The organism is Terrabacter sp. C0L_2, assembly GCF_036352015.1.
GTDB classification, from domain to species: Bacteria; Actinomycetota; Actinomycetes; order Actinomycetales; family Dermatophilaceae; genus Terrabacter; species Terrabacter tumescens.
This window is the reverse complement of record NZ_CP143557.1, coordinates 1603874-1621221: the sequence shown is the minus strand read 5'-3', so window position 1 is coordinate 1621221 and position 17348 is coordinate 1603874. Positions and strand designations below refer to the sequence as shown.

Annotated in this window: 18 protein-coding genes and 1 tRNA gene; 10 read left to right on the top strand and 9 right to left on the bottom strand. The window is 69.8% G+C overall.

Annotated features, from left to right (window positions below):
- Positions 1 to 18: 18 nt before the first annotated feature.
- Both U5C87_RS07580 and U5C87_RS07575 read right to left on the bottom strand, forming a co-directional pair.
- The gene (locus U5C87_RS07580; protein ID WP_330475994.1) at positions 19 to 555 is read right to left on the bottom strand and encodes a LytR C-terminal domain-containing protein; all 537 of its coding nucleotides are present in this window, start codon (positions 553 to 555) and stop codon (positions 19 to 21) included.
- 45 nt (positions 556 to 600) lie between these two features.
- Entirely contained in the window at positions 601 to 897 is a 297-nt protein-coding gene (locus U5C87_RS07575) for a type II toxin-antitoxin system VapB family antitoxin (RefSeq protein WP_020145941.1), read from the bottom strand.
- A gap of 51 nt (positions 898 to 948) precedes the next feature.
- On the opposite strand from U5C87_RS07575, the gene U5C87_RS07570 reads away from it, so the two are divergent.
- From U5C87_RS07570 to U5C87_RS07555, 4 genes are all read left to right on the top strand, one after another.
- Positions 949 to 2553 (top strand): helicase HerA-like domain-containing protein, encoded by a 1605-nt coding sequence (locus tag U5C87_RS07570; RefSeq protein WP_330475993.1) that lies wholly within the window; start codon positions 949 to 951, stop codon positions 2551 to 2553.
- 131 nt (positions 2554 to 2684) lie between these two features.
- Positions 2685 to 3197 carry an RNA polymerase sigma factor gene (locus U5C87_RS07565; protein WP_330475992.1) on the top strand — a complete coding sequence of 171 codons (513 nt, stop codon included), beginning with the start codon at positions 2685 to 2687 and terminating at the stop codon, positions 3195 to 3197.
- Positions 3190 to 4272 carry a hypothetical protein gene (locus tag U5C87_RS07560; protein ID WP_330475991.1) on the top strand — a complete coding sequence of 361 codons (1083 nt, stop codon included), beginning with the start codon at positions 3190 to 3192 and terminating at the stop codon, positions 4270 to 4272. The genes U5C87_RS07565 and U5C87_RS07560 overlap by 8 nt, the downstream gene beginning before the upstream one ends.
- 129 nt (positions 4273 to 4401) lie before the next feature.
- Positions 4402 to 4698, top strand: coding sequence for a hypothetical protein (locus tag U5C87_RS07555; RefSeq protein ID WP_330475990.1), 297 nt, complete (start codon positions 4402 to 4404; stop codon positions 4696 to 4698).
- A gap of 4 nt (positions 4699 to 4702) precedes the next feature.
- Here U5C87_RS07555 and U5C87_RS07550 read toward each other — a convergent pair whose 3' ends face one another.
- The 3 genes from U5C87_RS07550 to U5C87_RS07540 form a co-directional block, all read right to left on the bottom strand.
- The gene (locus tag U5C87_RS07550; RefSeq protein WP_330475989.1) at positions 4703 to 5539 is read right to left on the bottom strand and encodes a helix-turn-helix transcriptional regulator; all 837 of its coding nucleotides are present in this window, start codon (positions 5537 to 5539) and stop codon (positions 4703 to 4705) included.
- Positions 5540 to 5865: 326 nt separating this feature from the next.
- Positions 5866 to 5955: transfer RNA gene (locus U5C87_RS07545), tRNA-Ser, on the bottom strand.
- 10 nt (positions 5956 to 5965) lie between these two features.
- Positions 5966 to 6469: a nucleoside deaminase gene (locus U5C87_RS07540; RefSeq protein ID WP_330475988.1), complete on the bottom strand. Its 504-nt coding sequence runs from the start codon at positions 6467 to 6469 to the stop codon at positions 5966 to 5968.
- A 17-nt stretch (positions 6470 to 6486) separates the two neighbouring features.
- Between U5C87_RS07540 and upp the strand changes: the two genes are divergently transcribed.
- Positions 6487 to 7125, top strand: coding sequence for a uracil phosphoribosyltransferase (gene upp, locus U5C87_RS07535; RefSeq protein ID WP_030200991.1), 639 nt, complete (start codon positions 6487 to 6489; stop codon positions 7123 to 7125).
- Between the two features lie 26 nt (positions 7126 to 7151).
- Here the strand turns inward: upp and U5C87_RS07530 are convergent, their stop codons facing one another.
- A complete protein-coding gene (locus U5C87_RS07530) occupies positions 7152 to 8141 on the bottom strand; it encodes a small ribosomal subunit Rsm22 family protein (protein ID WP_330475987.1) in 990 nt (329 codons plus the stop codon).
- A gap of 163 nt (positions 8142 to 8304) precedes the next feature.
- Here U5C87_RS07530 and U5C87_RS07525 point away from each other — a divergent pair, with 163 nt between their 5' ends.
- The 4 genes from U5C87_RS07525 to U5C87_RS07510 all read left to right on the top strand — a co-directional run bounded on the left by U5C87_RS07525 (position 8305) and on the right by U5C87_RS07510 (position 11336).
- The gene (locus tag U5C87_RS07525; RefSeq protein ID WP_330475986.1) at positions 8305 to 8475 is read left to right on the top strand and encodes a hypothetical protein; all 171 of its coding nucleotides are present in this window, start codon (positions 8305 to 8307) and stop codon (positions 8473 to 8475) included.
- An 18-nt stretch (positions 8476 to 8493) separates the two neighbouring features.
- Positions 8494 to 9291 (top strand): PH domain-containing protein, encoded by a 798-nt coding sequence (locus U5C87_RS07520; RefSeq protein WP_330475985.1) that lies wholly within the window; start codon positions 8494 to 8496, stop codon positions 9289 to 9291.
- Between the two features lie 227 nt (positions 9292 to 9518).
- Complete coding sequence (locus U5C87_RS07515; RefSeq protein ID WP_330475984.1) at positions 9519 to 11018, top strand: APC family permease; 1500 nt, start codon at positions 9519 to 9521, stop codon at positions 11016 to 11018.
- Positions 11019 to 11171: 153 nt separating this feature from the next.
- Complete coding sequence (locus U5C87_RS07510) at positions 11172 to 11336, top strand: type IV toxin-antitoxin system AbiEi family antitoxin domain-containing protein (RefSeq protein ID WP_330475983.1); 165 nt, start codon at positions 11172 to 11174, stop codon at positions 11334 to 11336.
- A gap of 109 nt (positions 11337 to 11445) precedes the next feature.
- Here the strand turns inward: U5C87_RS07510 and pntB are convergent, their stop codons facing one another.
- The 3 genes from pntB to U5C87_RS07495 all read right to left on the bottom strand — a co-directional run bounded on the left by pntB (position 11446) and on the right by U5C87_RS07495 (position 15484).
- Positions 11446 to 12822 (bottom strand): Re/Si-specific NAD(P)(+) transhydrogenase subunit beta, encoded by a 1377-nt coding sequence (gene pntB, locus U5C87_RS07505; protein ID WP_330475982.1) that lies wholly within the window; start codon positions 12820 to 12822, stop codon positions 11446 to 11448.
- Positions 12823 to 12828: 6 nt separating this feature from the next.
- A complete protein-coding gene (locus U5C87_RS07500) occupies positions 12829 to 14400 on the bottom strand; it encodes a Re/Si-specific NAD(P)(+) transhydrogenase subunit alpha (RefSeq protein ID WP_330475981.1) in 1572 nt (523 codons plus the stop codon).
- Positions 14401 to 14575: 175 nt separating this feature from the next.
- Positions 14576 to 15484 (bottom strand): AraC family transcriptional regulator, encoded by a 909-nt coding sequence (locus tag U5C87_RS07495; RefSeq protein ID WP_330475980.1) that lies wholly within the window; start codon positions 15482 to 15484, stop codon positions 14576 to 14578.
- A gap of 388 nt (positions 15485 to 15872) precedes the next feature.
- Between U5C87_RS07495 and U5C87_RS07490 the strand changes: the two genes are divergently transcribed.
- The gene (locus U5C87_RS07490) at positions 15873 to 17237 is read left to right on the top strand and encodes an ABC transporter substrate-binding protein (protein WP_330475979.1); all 1365 of its coding nucleotides are present in this window, start codon (positions 15873 to 15875) and stop codon (positions 17235 to 17237) included.
- Positions 17238 to 17348: the final 111 nt, after the last annotated feature.

Below are 17348 nucleotides of genomic sequence, written 5' to 3'. Positions count from 1 at the left end.
GCCGAGACAGACGAGACCTCAGCCGCCGACCGTGATCGTCGGGCACTGGCGCAGGGTCTGGGTCGGCGTCGGCAGGGCCGGCACCTTGCCGAAGCTCTTCCAGCCGTTGCCCACGACGAGGTCGACGGTGTCGCCCTTGCGCTTGTCGTTGACGAGGACGGCCTGCGGCACGTGGCTCTTGACGAGCTCGGCCGAGTCGGCGCCCTCGGGTCCGAAGCGGACCTGGGCGACCTGCTTGATCGTCGCCTTCTTCGGGTCGTTGCCGATGGCCTTGACCTTGAAGCCGCGATCGGTCGCGGTCTTGGCGACCGCGGCGGCCAGCCCCTTGCGCGAGGTGGCGTTGTAGACGTTGAGGCTCACGTCCTCGGGGCTGAGCGGCGCGGCCGGGACCTCGGTCGTGCAGGGCCCCGGCGTCGGCGTCGTGTCACGGAAGTAGGTGGACGCGTAGTAGAACGCGCCGGCCAGGCTGAGCAGGACCACCGCGATGACGATCGTCGACCGGCGCTGGCGGCGCACCCGGTAGGTGCGGTCGTCCTCGTCCACGACCTCCGACATCCACGCTCCTTCGTCCGTCGCCCCCGATGGTCGGGCGGCCTCGTGTCAGGAGAGTACGAGGACTCGGGCGTGAAGGACAGGACGTTGCTGCAGCGCGGCGCGTAGTGCCCGGTGCAGCCCGTCCTCGAGGTAGAGCTCGCCCTCCCACTCCACGCAGTGCGGGAAGAGGTCCCCGTAGAACGTCGAGTCGTCCGCGAGCAGGCCACGCAGGTCGAGCGTGCTCTTGGTCGTGATGAGCTCGCCGAGCTGCACCACCCGAGGCGGGACGTTCGACCAGTCCTTGGTCGTCTCTAGTCCATGGTCGGGGTACGGGCGGGAGTCGCCGACGGCCTTGAAAATCACCGGGTCAGCATAGGCGGCGAACGTGGACGACCCACCACTAGAGTTCGAAGCGTGACCGAGACAGCAGCCTCAGGGGCCCCACAGACGGGCGGCACCAGCGACACGACCCAGATCGACGAGATCCGCGCCGGCTACGCCTTCGACGGGGGCGTGCTCAAGCTCGGCGCCGCCGTCGTCGACGGCCAGGCGCACGCCGACGCCCCGGTGCAGATCCCGCTCGGCGTGCTCAACCGCCACGGCCTCGTCGCCGGCGCGACGGGCACCGGCAAGACCAAGACGCTCCAGCTCATGGCCGAGCAGCTGTCCGACCAGGGCGTCCCGGTCTTCCTCGCCGACATCAAGGGCGACCTCTCCGGCCTCGCCACGCCCGGCGAGGGCGGTGACAAGATCACCAGCCGCGCGGCCGACGTCGGCATGCCGTGGACGGCGACGGCATACCCCACTGAGTTCTTCTCGCTCGGCGGCAAGGGCGACGGCATCGCGATCCGCGCCACGATCACGAGCTTCGGCCCGACCCTGCTCAGCAAGGTCCTCGGCCTCAACGACACGCAGGAGAGCAGCCTCGGGCTGATCTTCCACTACGCCGACAAGAACGGCTTGGCGCTGCTCGACCTCAAGGACCTGCGCGCCGTCATCAGCCACCTGACCTCCGACGAGGGCAAGGCCGACCTCAAGGAGCTCGGCGGCCTCTCGAGCGCGACGGCCGGCGTCATCCTGCGCAACCTCATCACCTTCGAGGACCAGGGCGCCGGCGACTTCTTCGGTGAGCCCGAGTTCGAGACGAGCGACCTGCTGCGCACGGCCGCCGACGGCAAGGGGATCATCTCCTGCCTCGAGCTGCCACAGGTGCAGGACCGACCGCAGCTGTTCTCCACCTTCCTCATGTGGATGCTCGCCGACCTCTTCCACGACCTCCCCGAGGAAGGCGACCTCGACAAGCCCAAGCTCGTCTTCTTCTTCGACGAGGCGCACCTGCTCTTCAACGACGCGAGCAAGGCGTTCCTGCAGGCCATCGAGCAGACCGTCCGGCTCATCCGGTCCAAGGGCATCGGCGTCTTCTTCGTGACGCAGTCGCCCAAGGACGTCCCTGCCGGCGTGCTCGCGCAGCTCGGCAACCGTGTCCAGCACGCCCTGCGCGCCTTCACCCCCGACGACGCCAAGGCGCTCAAGCAGGCCATCGCGACCTACCCGCACACGGCATACGACATGGAGAAGCTCCTGACGAGCCTCGGCATCGGCGAGGCCGTCGTCACGGTGCTGTCCGACAGGGGCGTGCCGACCCCGGTCGCGTGGACCCGGATGAAGGCGCCCAACTCGCTCATGGACCCCTCGCCCCAGGCGACGATGGACGCCGTGATCGCCGCGTCGACGATCAAGACGAAGTATGCCGCCGTCGTCGACCGCGAGTCCGCCTACGAGATGCTCGCGGCTCGCCTGCAGGCAGCACCCGCGGCGGCCGCCCCGACCGCCTCCGCCCCCACCCCAGCTCCCGCGGCGCCCGCTCCCGCCCCCTCGCCCAAGCGGGCCGCCAAGGAGGAGCCGAGCATCATCGAGCAGGTCGCCGGCAGCTCGGCCTTCAAGTCGATGCTCCGCTCGGCCGGCACCGTCATCGGCCGCGAGATCACCCGCAGCATCTTCGGCACGCGCAAGCGCTGACCCCACCGACTCCCAGCCGGGGCGCCTCGACCGTTCGTGGGTCGGGGCGCCCTATCGCGTGCCGATGCAACCAAACAGTCGGCCCGGGTCTCGTCCCAGTGGAAGCATCGGGAGGGACGGCAGGTGAGCTCATGCACGAGAGCGACGACGGTGACCCGCTCCGGGCCGTGTACGACCTGTCGTACCGACGGCTCGTGACGCAGCTGACCGCGCTCTGCGGCAACCTCGCCGAGGCGGAGGACATCGTGCAGGAGGCCTTCGTCACCGCCATGACCCACCGTCGGGACTTCGTCGAGGTCTCCAACAAGGAGGCCTGGCTGCGCACCGTCGCCGTCAACCTGCTGCGCAACCGCTGGCGCCGGGCCCGCGTGACCGCCCGGGTGCTGCCGAAGTTCCGTGCCGAGCTGAGCATCGACCTCGGCCCCGGCACACCGGAGGACCACGTCGCGATCGTGTACGCGCTCAGCCAGCTCAGCCTGCCGGTGCGGATCACCGTCGTGCTGCACTACATCGCCGACCTCAGCGTCGCCCAGGTCGCCAGGGAGCTCGGCGTGCCGGAGGGGACGGTCAAGGCTCGGCTGGCCCGGGCCAGGGCCCAGATGGCCGACCACCTCGTCGACCGTGCGGAGGCAGACCATGTCTGAGCTGACCACCTTCGCCCGCGACACCGAGCGGCGCGTCGAGCAGCCGTCCTTCGAGACCCTCGTGTGGCGCCAGCGCCGGGCCCGTCGTCGCCGTGCGGCGTGGGTCTCGGCGGCGGCCGTGGCTGCCGTCCTCGCGCTGGCGCTGGCCGTGTCGGGTCTCGGGCGGCTCGGCGCCCAGAGGCTGCCGTCGGCGCCGACCCCGCAGCTGACGTCGGTGGCCGTCCCCGACTGGAGCGCCGACGAGGTGGTCGGTCACCCGGATGCCTTCGTCGCCGCCCAGCTCGAGTCCCGCGTCGATCGCCGGACCGTCCTGACGGTCTGGAAGCGCTGCGTGGCGCCCCGCGCCGACCACGACTGCCTCGGCCGCGAGGCCATCGCCGTCGTCGACGGGACCGACCACCGGCTCCTCGTGCTCGGCGCGGTCACCGGGTCGAGCAACCAGCCCTCGCTGGGCGCTCCCGGGCTGTACCGCGAGGTGGGCGACGGCATCTGGTACTGGGCACACACCGGCCCCGGGCCCTACCTGCTCTCCGCAACGATGCACCAGCAGGTGCCGCTCACCGTCATGGACCGGCCCGCAACCAAGCCCTACGGGACACCGGCGGTCGAGTGCGCCGACGGCGTCGGGCTCTGCAGCCTTGACGTCAACGCACGCACCCTGGAGCGGCTCGCCGTGCCCACCCTCGACGGCGTCCGCTGGGCCACGCCCACCACGAAGGGCTGCGGCATCTGGGGCGTCGCCGGAGCCGGCGGCGACGTCAGGCTCGTCATCCAACAGCGTGACGGCTCCTACGCGAGCGCCGACCTGCCCGACGACTCGACGCCGATGTCCCTCGCCGAGGGCGGCCCCGAGTGCGAAGTCGCCTACTACCAGGGGAGCTCGGCGTCGGAGACCCAGCTCGCCGTCAGCCTCGACCAAGGCAGGACATGGCAGGCCCGCCGCGCCGCACTGCCGCAGCTGAGCGGGTTCATCGAGGAGAAGCCGCGCCTGCGGGTCCTCATCCCTCCACGGTGGGCGGCGCTGCCCGAGATCACCCGACCGTCGGACCTGCCCGGGCGCCTCGAGCCGCTCTGAGCACGTCGCAGGCTCCCGACCCTGGACAGACAGCAGACGGCAGGGCCGGGTCGGGTATGCCGACAGGGACGCGGCCTCGACCGCTGGGCACGCACCGCTGCCCCTCGTGGCCGCCGGAACGAGATCCCCATGACCGACATGCCGACCGAGCGCGACCTCGAGGAGGGCGCCCGATCCCGTGAGGCTCGCCTCCAGACCATCATCAACGACCTCGCTCGCGAAGGTGGACGTTCGCAGCCCGAGGTCGTCGACGCCCTGGCCAGGGCCATCGAGGCCGAGGGCCTCGGCACCCGACCCGAGCCGTGGCTCGACGCCGTCGCCGACGAGATCGCGCAGGGCAACGCGTACGTCGTCTCGGCTCACGCCGCCCAGGTGACGGACGTGCCGCACCCCTCGACCGACGTCCGCGGCGAGACGGTCGACTGACCGGTCAGGCGTCGAACTCGATGTCGTCGAGGTCGCCGTCGACGTCGGCGAAGTAGCTGATGACGCGGATGTCGGGCTCGTCGAGCACCTGCAGCACGAGCTGGCGCAGCTGGATGACCTGGCCGGTGTCGAGGCGGATCCGCTTGGTGCGGCCGCGCCGCGGGTCGCTGTCGTGCCGCTCCCACCACTCGACGGTCGCGGGGTTCGCCTTGAAGATCTCATCGAGGACGCGCTTGAACGACGGGTCGTCGGGGTGGCGGGCGTACGCCTCGCGGAAGAGCGCGAGCTGGTCGGCGGCCTCCTGCTCCCAGTCGACGAAGAGGCTGCGAGCGGCCGGGTCGCAGCAGTAGAACCACAGCAGGTTGCGCTCACGCTTCGTGCGCTTGCTCTCCCAGTCCGTGAAGAGCCGGCACGCCGTGTGGTTGGCGCCCAGGACGTCCCAGCGCGCGCCCACGACGTAGGCCGGGTTCGGGTCGAGCGAGTCGAGCAGCTCCTCGAGCTCCTCGGTGAGCTCCTCGTGGGGCTGCGGCCGCCGCGACGGGGCCCCGCTCGCGAGGGCGTGCAGGTGCGACCGCCCGTCGGCGTCGAGCTTGAGGGCGCGGGCCAGGCCGTCGATGACGCTCTTGCTCGGGCGCAGGTCGCGGCCCCGCTCGATGAGGTCGTAGTACGCCACGGAGATGTTCGCCAGCTCGGCGACCTCGGTCCGGCTGAGGCCCACCCGGCGGCGGCCCTTGACCCGCTTGATGCCGACCTCCTCGGGAGCGAGCTGCTTGCGGCGGGTGCGCAGGAACTCGCCCAGCGGTGAGGGGGTGCGCACGCTGAGCGGGACGTCCGTGGTCATGGCGCACATCCTGCCAGTGGGCCGAGCGTCCGACGGCGCCGACGCGGGCCGACCGTCCACCGATCGCGTATGCCGTGTCCCTCGCCCAGCGCGATGGATCGTCGGCTTGTGGTGCCGGTAGACCACCGCCTTGCGGGCTTCTCGGTCGTCTTCCGTGTCTCCGCGCTGCTTGCGCGCTGACCCGTCGCCTTCGGCGACGCGGTGGGACGCCGTCGTTCGCGGGCGGGTTCGTTCCTCACCCGACCGCGAACCCCTCCCAAATCCCGCAGCGTTCGATAAATGCAGCAGGACCCCGACGGTGAAGCGTGTCGGGGTCCTGCTGCATTTGGCGGTGGCGGTGGGATTTGAACCCACGGTGGAGTTACCCCCACACACGCTTTCGAGGCGTGCTCCTTAGGCCGCTCGGACACGCCACCGGGAGAGACCTTACCGGAGCCTGCGGCCCTCGAAGAAATCGACCAGCAGGGCCGCGGACTCCTCGGCCCGGACGCCCCCGACGACGTCCACGACGTGCGTGGCGAGCGGGTCCCTGGTCAGGTCCCAGACCGACCCGCACGCCCCCGCCTTGGGGTCCCAGGCGCCGAACACGATCCGCTCGACCCGCGCCGCCATCGCCGCGCCGGCGCACATGACACACGGCTCGAGGGTCACGACGAGCGTGCAGCCGTCGAGCCGCCACGAGCCCAGGGCGGCCGCAGCCTCGCGCAGGGCGACGACCTCAGCGTGCCCCGTCGGGTCGCCGAGCTCCTCCCGGACGTTGCGTCCCCGGCCCATCACCGCCCCTTCGGGGTCGACGACGAGCGCGCCGACGGGCACGTCCTGGGCTCCTGCCGTCGCAGCGGCCAGGTCGAGCGCCTGGCCCAGCCACGCGGCATACGTCTCGGGTGCAGGGACGGCGCCCTTGCCGGGGGTCTCGGATCTCTTCGCCACGCGCTAAGTTTCCACCCATGGACGTCCATGTCGCAGACCACCCGCTCATCGCCCACAAGCTGACCTACCTGCGCGACAAGCGGACCGACAGCCCCACCTTCAGGCGCCTCGCCGAAGAGCTCGTCACGCTCCTCGCCTACGAGGCCACGCGCGACGTCCGCGTCGAGCCGTTCGACATCGAGACGCCGGTCTCGCCGACCACGGGCATCAAGCTGTCCAACCCCAAGCCGATCATCGTGCCGATCCTGCGCGCCGGTCTCGGCATGCTCGACGGCATGGTCAAGCTCCTCCCGAGCGCCGAGGTGGGCTTCCTCGGCATGATCCGCAACGAGGAGACGCTCGAGGTCTCGACCTACGCCAACCGGCTGCCCGACGACCTCACCGGGCGCCAGGTCTTCATCCTCGACCCGATGCTTGCCACGGGCGGCACGCTCGTCATGGCGATCGACTACCTCACCGCCAAGGGCGCCCGCGACATCACCGCCGTGTGCCTGCTCGCCGCGCCTGAGGGCATCAAGCACCTCGAGGACGAGCTCTCCGACAGCGATATCCCGGTCAAGGTCGTGCTCGGCACCATCGACGAGAAGCTCAACGAGAAGGGCTACATCGTCCCGGGGCTGGGCGACGCGGGTGACCGCCTCTACGGCGTCGTCTGAGGGCCCTCCTTGCGTATGCCGTGTGCTCAGGGCAGCGCGTCGCCCCACTCGGCGTCGCGCGCCCTTCGGTAGCGCTCCCCCGCCTTCTTCGAGACGACCTCGCGGCCTGCGGTGCCGTCGGGGCGGCACACCTGGAACTCGACGAAGCCCTTGCGCTTCAACGGGTGCCGCAGGATGCGTCCTGAATCCGACTCTGCCGTGAAGGTTTCGGCGACCTGTGGGGCTGCGGCCGCGATCCACGAGAACTTCTCGTCCTCGTAGGACAGCTCGGCGCCCTTGAGCCGACGGTGCTCGGCGCTGCGGTTGACGCGAGCTGCGAAGTGGCACCAGTCGCCGTGCGCGAGTGGACATCCGGCGGCATGGGGGCACGGCCCGAGCAGCGTCCAGCCGGCGGCGATGAGGGCCGACCGCACCCGCAGCACCCGCGCATAGCCGTCGGGCGTGCCGGGCTCCACGACGACGACGGAGCGCCCCCGCCTCATCGCGTCAGCCAGGAGGGCGTCCTGCTGCGGCCCGTCGAGCTCGCTGAGGACGTACGACACGGTCACGAGGTCGGCCTCGAGGTCGGGCCACGCGCCGGCCCGGGCCTGCCGGAACGTCGCTGCCGCCAGAGTCGGCGAGGGGGCATCGGCGACGAGGTCGCGCCCCAGGGTCAGGGCGTCCTCGACCTGGTCGAGCACGGTCACCGACTCGAGCGTGTCGAACGCCTCGGCAGCCGCCCACGCGGCGGCGCCCGTGCCACCGCCGAGGTCGAGCACCGAGCGGGGCCGCAGCCCGCGGGCGGCGACCTCGCCGAGCACGCGTGACAGGGCGGCATGGGTCGCCGGCATCCGGTAGGTGGCGTAGGCCGCGACGTGCACTCGGGAGGCGAGGATCGGCGCCGAGGCGGGCGCGACCGAGCGGTAGCGGGCCACGAGCGCCTCGGTGGCACGGGTCAGCTCGCGCTCGTCGACCGCACCCACCGCGCGCCGCAGGGCGGTGCGCAGCGCGGCGGCATACTCTGGCGTTCGCGACACGCGAGGAGGATAGCGGCGCGCGGTCCGGCGGGCTCAGGACCTGACCGACACGCGGGGCACGGTGACCCACCACACCAGCCCCGTGCGGCACACTGTTCACACCCCTGTGCCGTGGGGCTGTCAGGGCAGCCTGCGCCACCTTCCCTCCAAGGAGCGACCCACCATGGGCCCCAAGGCCAAGAAGATCATCCTGATCATCGTGCTGGCGTTCTTCGTCTATGCCGTCTTCACCTCCCCTGACAAGGCGGCCGACATCGTCAGCAACATCTGGGGCGTCCTCGTCGACGGCTTCAACGCGATCCTCAGGTTCTTCAGCTCCCTGCTCAACCGCTGATGCGAGCAGACTGAGGTCATGGCCTTCCTGCGGAGCTCCGACGTCCCGGCGGGACTCGCTCCGATCCTGCTGCCCGGCGAGCGGCTCGTGACCGCCGTGCGCGCGCACTGGGCCAAGCTCGCCGAGCCGGTCGCGACGACCACGCTCGGCCTCGCCCTCGCCGTCTGGGTCGACTCCAACGTCACGAAGTCCACGCAGGCCGTCGGCACGATCTTCTGGTGGGTCTTCCTCGCGCTGCTCGTCCGGCTCCTGTGGTGCCTGCTCGACTGGAGCCACAACTGGTTCGTCGCGACCGACAAGCGTCTGCTGCTGCGCTACGGCCTCATCACGCACAAGGTCGCGATGATGCCGCTGCTCAAGGTCACCGACATGAGCTACGTCCGCTCCATCCCCGGCCAGTTCCTCGGCTTCGGCAAGTTCGTCCTCGAGAGCGCCGGCCAGGACCAGGCCCTCCGCGAGGTCAAGTGGGTGCCCAACCCCGACCAGACCTACCGCGACATCTGCGCCGAGATCTTCCACATCGTCCCTCCCCCCGGCGACGAGGACTTCGAGGAGATCGACGAGCTGCCCGACGAGCCGGGTCCGTTCGGTGGCGCGCCCACGCCCGGCAGCCCGGAGGCACCCGCGGGCAACACGGCATACCCCGACGTGCACCGCACCCACAACCCCATCCAGGACCGCCTCGACTCCTACTCGCGAGCCGTGCCGATCCACCGGCCGAGCGACCGGCCCGAGACCGTCTACGAGAGCGACGACCTCAGGCGCCGCCGGCGCGGAGCCGACACCGGGCCGATCTGGCCGCGCTCCGACGACTGACCGCCTGCCCCGTCGTCGACGGTCCGAACTGCCCGACGTGTCCCGTCGGCGCGGGTCGACCGGGACGTGACCGGGACGTGACCGGGACGGGGACGTTCGGGGTACCAACCGGTAGCCGGGACATCCGTCGACGGCACGTGGCCGACGGTGGCCGGCAGGACTCGCCGCCGGGCGCGCTCACCGATAGTTTGTGATGATCCCCATCACCGACCTGCTCGGAGGTCAGCATGAGTGTCTTTCGCACCAAGTCGATCGAGGCGTCGATGGCCTCGGCCGAGGACGCCGACCACCAGCTGAAGAGGACCCTCAGCGCGCTCGACCTCACGGTCTTCGGCATCGGCGTCATCATCGGCGCCGGTATCTTCACGCTGACCGGACGGGCGGCGAAGGACTACGCCGGGCCGTCGATCGCGCTGTCGTTCGTCATCGGCGCCATCGTCTGTGGACTGGCGGCCATCTGCTACGCGGAGTTCGCCTCGACGGTGCCCATCTCGGGCTCGGCGTACACCTTCTCCTACGCGACGCTCGGTGAGCTCGTCGCGTGGATCATCGGCTGGGACCTGCTGCTCGAGCTCATGCTCGGTGCCAGCGTGGTCGCCCAAGGGTGGTCGCAGTACTTCGTGACCCTGCTCGACCAGCTGGGGATCACCTGGCCAGAACCACTGGGGCCGGGGTCGCACTTCGACCTGCCGGCCTTCCTGCTCATCGCCGCGCTGACACTGCTCATCGCCAAGGGCATCAAGGAGTCGATGCGCGTCAACCTCGTGCTCGTCGGCGTCAAGCTCTTCATCGTCCTGTTCGTCATCTTCGCCGGCATCCAGTTCATCAACCGTGACAACTGGTCGCCCTTCATCCCGCCGAGCCAGGCGGGTAAGGCGGCCGAGGGCCTGACGACCCCGCTGCTCCAGGTGCTGACCGGCATGACGCCGGCGACCTACGGCGTCATGGGCATCATGGCCGGCGCGGCCATCGTCTTCTTCGCCTACATCGGCTTCGACGTCGTCGCGACCACGGCCGAGGAGGCCAAGAACCCGCAGCGCGACCTCCCCCGCGGCATCATCGGCTCGCTCGCCATCTGCACCGTGCTCTACGTCGCGGTCACGCTCGTCATCACGGGCATGCAGAACTACAAGGAGATCGACCCGAAGGCCGCCCTCGCGACCGCCTTCTCCAACGTCGGCAGGGACGGCTTCGCGACCCTCATCTCCGCGGGCGCGGTCGCCGGTCTCACCACGGTCGTCATGACGCTCATCATCGGCGCCACGCGCGTCACGTTCGCCATGAGCCGCGACCACCTGATCCCCGCGAGCCTGGGCCGCACCAACCCCAACACGGGCACCCCGGTCAAGCTGACGCTCATCATCGGCGGCGTCGTCGCCCTCATCGCCTCGCTCACGCCCATCGGCAAGCTCGAGGAGATGGTCAACATCGGCACCCTGACGGCGTTCATGCTCGTCTCGCTCGCCGTGCCGATCCTGCGCAAGCGCCGCCCCGACCTCAAGCGGTCCTTCCGCGTCCCGGGCAACCCGGTCGTGCCGTGGCTGTCCGCGCTCGCCTGCTTCTACCTCGTGCTCAACCTCTCGATCGAGACGTGGATCCGTTTCGTCGTGTGGATGGCGCTCGGCTTCCTCATCTACTTCACCTACTCGCGCCACCACAGCAAGCTGGCGACGGGCGAGGAGGAGGAAGGCAGCCGCAAGGCCCCCGAGGTCGTCAGCGAGCACTGACCCCACCCCGCTTGACCACCGAACGCGGCGTTCGGTCTCGAACTCAGTGTTCTGACAGAGCTTCCGAGACCGAACGCCGCGTTCGGTTCGTGGTGCCAGGGCTTATCCACAGGCTGCCCGCGGGCCGCTGTCGCATGCCGTCACTATGGCCCCATGGACCTGCACCGTCTCGCGCCTTCCGGCGTCTTCTCCGCCTCCGCTGCCCGTGCCAGTGGCATCAGTGGCGCACTGTTGAAAAGCCTGGTAGCACGCGGTCAGTGCCATCCGCTGCACCGCGGCTGGTACTCCGTGCAGCGTCCGACGAGCGACACCGGCTGACCCCTCGTCCCCACCGAACGCAGCGTTCGGTCTCGAACTCAGTGCTCTAACAGTGAGTTCGAGATCGAACGCCGCGTTCGGTGGGGCAAGCGGGTGGGGCGAGGGTGGGTCAGAGGGCCTTGATGATGTCCTCGACGCGCTCCTTGGCGTCGCCGAAGAGCATGGCGCTGTTGTCGCGGAAGAAGAGCGGATTCTGCACCCCGGCGTAGCCGGCGTTCATCGACCGCTTGAAGACGACGACGTCCTTGGCGTTCCACACCTGCAGGACCGGCATGCCGGCGATCGGCGAGGTCGGATCCTCCGCGGCGGCGGGGTTGACGGTGTCGTTGGCGCCGATGACGAGCACGACGTCCGTGTTGGGGAAGTCGTCGTTGATCTCGTCCATCTCGAGCACGATGTCGTACGGCACCCGCGCCTCGGCGAGCAGCACGTTCATGTGACCGGGGAGCCGGCCGGCCACCGGGTGGATGCCGAACCGGACGTCGACGCCGCGCTCGCGCAGCTTGGACGTCAGCTCGGCGACGGGGTACTGCGCCTGCGCGACGGCCATGCCGTAGCCGGGGGTGATGACGACGGAGGAGGCGTTCTTGAGCAGGTCCGCGACCTCGGCCGCGTTGGTCTCGCGGTGGTCGCCGTAGTCGACGTCGGAGTCGGACACCGCTCCGTCAGAGCCGAACCCGCCGGCGATGACCGAGACGAACGAGCGGTTCATCGCCTGGCACATGATGTAGGAGAGGTAGGCACCGGACGAGCCGACGAGCGCGCCGGTGACGATGAGCAGGTCGTTGCCGAGCATGAAGCCGGCCGCCGCTGCCGCCCATCCGGAGTAGCTGTTGAGCATCGACACGACGACCGGCATGTCGCCGCCGCCGATCGAGGCCACGAGGTGCCAGCCGAAGGCGAGCGCGATCGCCGTCATGACCAGGAGCGGGACGATCGAGTGCGCCGCGACGAACCACACGAGCAGCCCCGCAGAGACGACGAGCGCCGCGAGGTTGAGCCAGTGCCGGGCGGGCAGCATGAGCGGCTTGCTCGAGATGCGCGCCGACAGCTTGAGGAAGGCGACGATCGAGCCGGTGAACGTCACGGCGCCGATGAACACGCCGAGGAAGATCTCGACGAGGTGGACCGAGTCCCCGGCGCCGTCGGAGGCGAGGAAGGTGTTGAGCCCGACGAGCACCGCCGCCGCACCGACGAAGGAGTGCAGCATCGCGATGAGCTCTGGCATGCCCGTCATCTCGACCCGCCGCGCGCGCCAGATGCCGATCGCCGCACCGATCGCCATCGCCACGGCGACGGCGATCACGTTGCCCCACGGGGCATCCCGCAGGGCGAGCCAGAGGGTCGCCACGAGGGCGATGCCCATGCCGATCATGCCGAGCACGTTGCCGTCGCGCGCGGTCTCGTGCTTCGAGAGCCCGGCGAGCGACATGATGAAGAGCAGCGCAGCGATGATGTATGCCGCTTGGATGAGTGCGATGTCCATGTGCGGTCAGCCCTTCCGGAACATCGTCAGCATGCGGCGGGTCACGGTGAAGCCACCGAAGATGTTGATGCTCGCGATGAGCGTGGCGACGAACGCGAGGACGATGATGACGAGCTGCGAGCCCGACGAGCCCGGCGACGTCCGCGCGGAGCCGAGCTGGAGCAGCGCCCCGACGACGATGATGCCGCTGATCGCGTTGGTCACCGACATGAGCGGCGTGTGCAGGGCGTGGTGCACGTTGCCGATGACGTAGTAGCCGATGACCACGGCGAGCGCGAAGACGGTGAAGTGACCGAGGAAGCTCGCGGGTGAGACAGCAGCGATCACGGCGAACACGACCGCACCGACTGCCATGCCGGCATACCTCCGGCGTGGATCCTTCGGTGGCTCAGGCTCTTTGACGACCTTCTTGCCGGCCGGCGACTGCGCAACGGGGGCCGCGCTGACCTGGATCGCGGGTGGCGGCCAGAGCAGCTCGCCGTCCCGCGCGACCGTCATGTTGCGCTGCACGACGTCGTCGAAGTCGAGGACGAGCTGCCCGTCCTTGCCCGGCGTCAGCAGCTTCATCAGGTTGACGAGGTTGGTGCCGTAGAGCTGCGACGCCTGGGTGGGCAGCCGTGCCGCGAGGTCGGTGTAGCCGATGATCCGGACGCCGTTGTCGGTGACGACCATCTGGTCGGCGACGGAGCCCTCGACGTTGCCGCCGTTGGCCGCGGCCATGTCGACGATGACCGAGCCCGGCCGCATCGAGGCGACCATCTCGCCGGTGATGAGGCGGGGCGCGGGACGTCCGGGGATGAGCGCGGTCGTGATGATGATGTCGACGTCGGGAGCCTGCGCGGCATAGAGCTCGGCCGCGCGCCGGTTGTACTCCTCCCCCATCTCCTTGGCGTAGCCGTCGCTCGATGCCGCCGCCTCGTCGACCTCGGGCAGCTGCACGGCGAGGAAGTCGGCGCCCATGGACTCGACCTGCTCGGCCACCTCGACGCGGGCGTCGGTCGCGCGGACGATGGCACCGAGCGAGCGCGCCGTGCCGATGGCGGCGAGGCCGGCCACACCGGCCCCGGCGACGAGCACCTTGGCGGGCGGCACCTTGCCCGCCGCGGTCACCTGCCCGGTGAAGAACGAGCCGAACTCGTGTGCCGCCTCGACGACGGCGCGGTAGCCGGCGATGTTGGCCATCGACGACAGGACGTCGAGCGACTGGGCGCGGCTGATGCGCGGCACGGCATCCATGGCCATGGCGGTGACCTCGGCTGCCCGGAGCCTCTCGACGAGGTCGGGGCTGATCGCGGGCGCCATGAGAGAGACGAGGACGGTGCCCGGTCGCAACCGCGCGATCTCGTCGTCGGACGGCGCGTTGACCTTGTGCACGATCGGCGAGCCCCACGCCTCGTCGGCGGTGACCACGCGAGCGCCGGCTGCGGCATACGCCTCGTCGGAGAAGCTGGCGGCTGCTCCCGCCCCGCCCTCGACGGCGACGTCATAGCCGAGGGCGACGAGCTGCTCGACGGTCTTGGGCGTCGCGGCGACGCGTGTCTCTCGGGCGCGGGTCTCTCGGGGGACACCGATCTGCACGCTGGGCTCCTTCGCGCGGAGGGCTGTGGGCACTGGTTCACGAACCTAGGGCACGACCCGCGGGTAGCGGCAGGTCTGCCGGGCACGTCACACAAATGACGTGCGCCTGGGCCCGACCGTCTCTGATGGTGGGCACCCCGACGGCGCAGGGGCGCCCGTCGTGGTCGGTGCCGCGTCAGGGCGACGGCGCCCGCAGGCCCAGGCTGAACAGCTCCGGCGGCGGCTTCTGGTCGGACTCCAGACGGCGGTAGGCGCTCGGCGTGGTGCCCACCTCGGCGAGGAACTGCCGGTTGAAGTTGGCCATGTTGTGGTAGCCGCTGCGCTCGGCGATCTGGGCCACCGAGTCGTCGGAGGTGTCGAGGAGACGCCGGGCGTAGGCGATCCGCAGCTTCTTGACCATGTTGGAGAACGTCATGCCGGTCGCGGTCTTGAAGTACTTCGAGAAGGTCGGCTCGGACATGTAGGCCAGGCGCGCGGCCGTCGACAGTCGGATGTCGCCCGTCAGGTTGTCGAGGATGTAGCTGAGCCCGGCCTCGCCGGCGTCGCGCGACGCCGCGTCGTTGGGACGGCCCACCCACTCGCTCGCGACGAGCTCGTACTCGTCCGTCGGGGCGTGCGCGAAGAGCGCCAGCAGCTTGAAGAGGTGGCCGAGCTGCTCGACGCCGTGGCTGTGCACGCAGGCCAGGATGGTCTCGGCGGCCCGCCACGCGGTGGCGCCGGAAAACACGAGCCCGCGCGTCGACCGGTGGAGCAGCTCGGAGACCTCGGCGAGCTCGGGCAGGTGGTCGGTGGCCTGGCGGATCCACTCATCGCTGAACTGGATGACGGCGTCGCGGTCGACGGCCACCTGTCCCTCGGCGAGGTCGCTCACCCAGTCGTGCGGCAGGTTGGGCCCGACCATGCTGACGTGACCCGGGGCGAAGGTCCCGATGTGGTCGCCGGCGATGAAGCTGCCGCGCGTCTTGGTGATGAGGTGGATCTCGTACTCGGGGTGGTAGCCCCAGCCGCAGATCTCGCTCGGGAAGTCGTGGGTCAGGACGCGGATGGACGCCTGCGGGTGCGGCGGGATGACCTCCCGGCGCATCGGCCCCCCGAGTCGCAGGGCCGATGAGGCCGGCGAGGCCGACGAATCAGGCGCAGCGGTACTCCCCCCGCCCGCGGGTGCCGTTCCACGGTCGTGGGTCTGGCTGGATCGATACGAATCCATTTCGTCCTTCGTCGGCCTGGGACCTCGTCGTCTCCGCCTCGTGCAGGGAGCGCCACCTGAGTAGGCATCCCGGACGAGCCGCCGCGAAAAATCGTATCAACGACAGAGGGCTGATGGTGCTTGTTGGGGCTGCCGTCGCGTCATTACCGTTCCGGCAAGTTCCAGTCAAGAACTGTTGCGGATGCCACAACCGACGGTGTCCTGCCTCACCCGTGATCGTCGAGCTCGGGCCGGAACGAGAGATTGCCTACCAAAGGAGTTGGGAATGCTTGCGAACAAGCGCATGCTCGCGCTGGGGACGGGCGTGGTGGCGGTGGCCATGACGGTGACTGCCTGTTCGTCCGGCGCCGTGCAGTCCGGGAACGGGTCTACCGGCGCGGCCGGCGGAGCCGTCACCCTCAAGGTGGCCACGGTGAACAACGGCCAGATGAAGGACATGGAGAAGCTCAAGGCCGAGTACGAGAAGGCGAACCCCGGCGTCACGGTCAACTTCCAGGTCATGGAGGAGGGCGACCTCCGCGCCGCCGTGACGGCGGACGTCGCGAGCGGCGCCGGCCAGTACGACATCGTCACCATCGGCGCGTACGAGACGCCGCAGTGGGGCGCCAACGGGTGGCTCGTCGACCTCACCCCGGAGCTGCAGGCCGACTCGTCCTACGACGTGAACGACCTCCTCCCGCCGGTGCGCGACGTGAACAGCTACAACGGCAAGCTGTTCGCCGTCCCGTTCTACGGCGAGTCCTCGATCCTCATGTACAACAAGGAGGTCCTGGACAAGGCCGGCGTCACGATCCCGCAGAACCCGACCTGGCAACAGGTCGCCGACGCGGCCAAGAAGGTCAAGACCAACGACATGGCCGGCATCTGCATGCGCGGCAAGCCCGGCTGGGGCGACCTCTTCGCGCCGCTCACGACCGTCGTGCAGACGTTCGGCGGCAACTGGTACGACAGCAACTGGAAGGCGACGGTCAACACGCCGGAGTGGAAGGAGGCCGTCGGCTTCTACAAGCAGATGCTCGACGACTCCGGCGAGAAGGACCCGGTCTCGTACAGCTTCAACGAGTGCCTGACGGCGCTCAAGGAGGGCAAGGCCGCGATGTGGGCCGACGCCTCCGTCGCCGCCTCGATGCTCGAGGCCGCGGACTCGCCGGTCAAGGGCAAGATGGGCTACGCCCACATGCCGGTGAACAAGACCAAGGAGTCCGGCTGGCTGTGGAGCTGGAACCTCGCCATCCCCGCCTCGACGAAGCAGAAGGACGCGGCGGTCAAGTTCGTGAAGTGGGCCACGAGCAAGGACTACATCAAGCTCGTCGGCACCAAGATCGGCTGGTCCAACGTGCCGCCCGGCTCGCGCACCTCGACGTACTCGATCCCGGAGTACAAGGAGGCCGCCAAGGCGTACGCCCCCATCACCCTCGACGTCATGAGCTCCGTCAACCCGAAGCAGCCGGGCGTCAACCCGCAGGGCTGGGTCGGCATCCAGTACGTCTCGATCCCCGAGTTCCAGGACGTCGGGAACCAGTGCGCACAGCTCGTCGCGGACTACCTCGCCAACCGCGGCACGATCGACGACGCCCTCGGCAAGTGCCAGAGCATCGCCCAGGCCGCCGGCGACAAGCACAAGAAGTGACCTGCCGCTGACCAGCAGCTGACAGGTGGTGCCGGGTCCGGCACGCCCCGGACCCGGCACCACCCCACCCTCAGCACCGCTTTACCGTCTCCCAGTCGCACGAGCCGCACC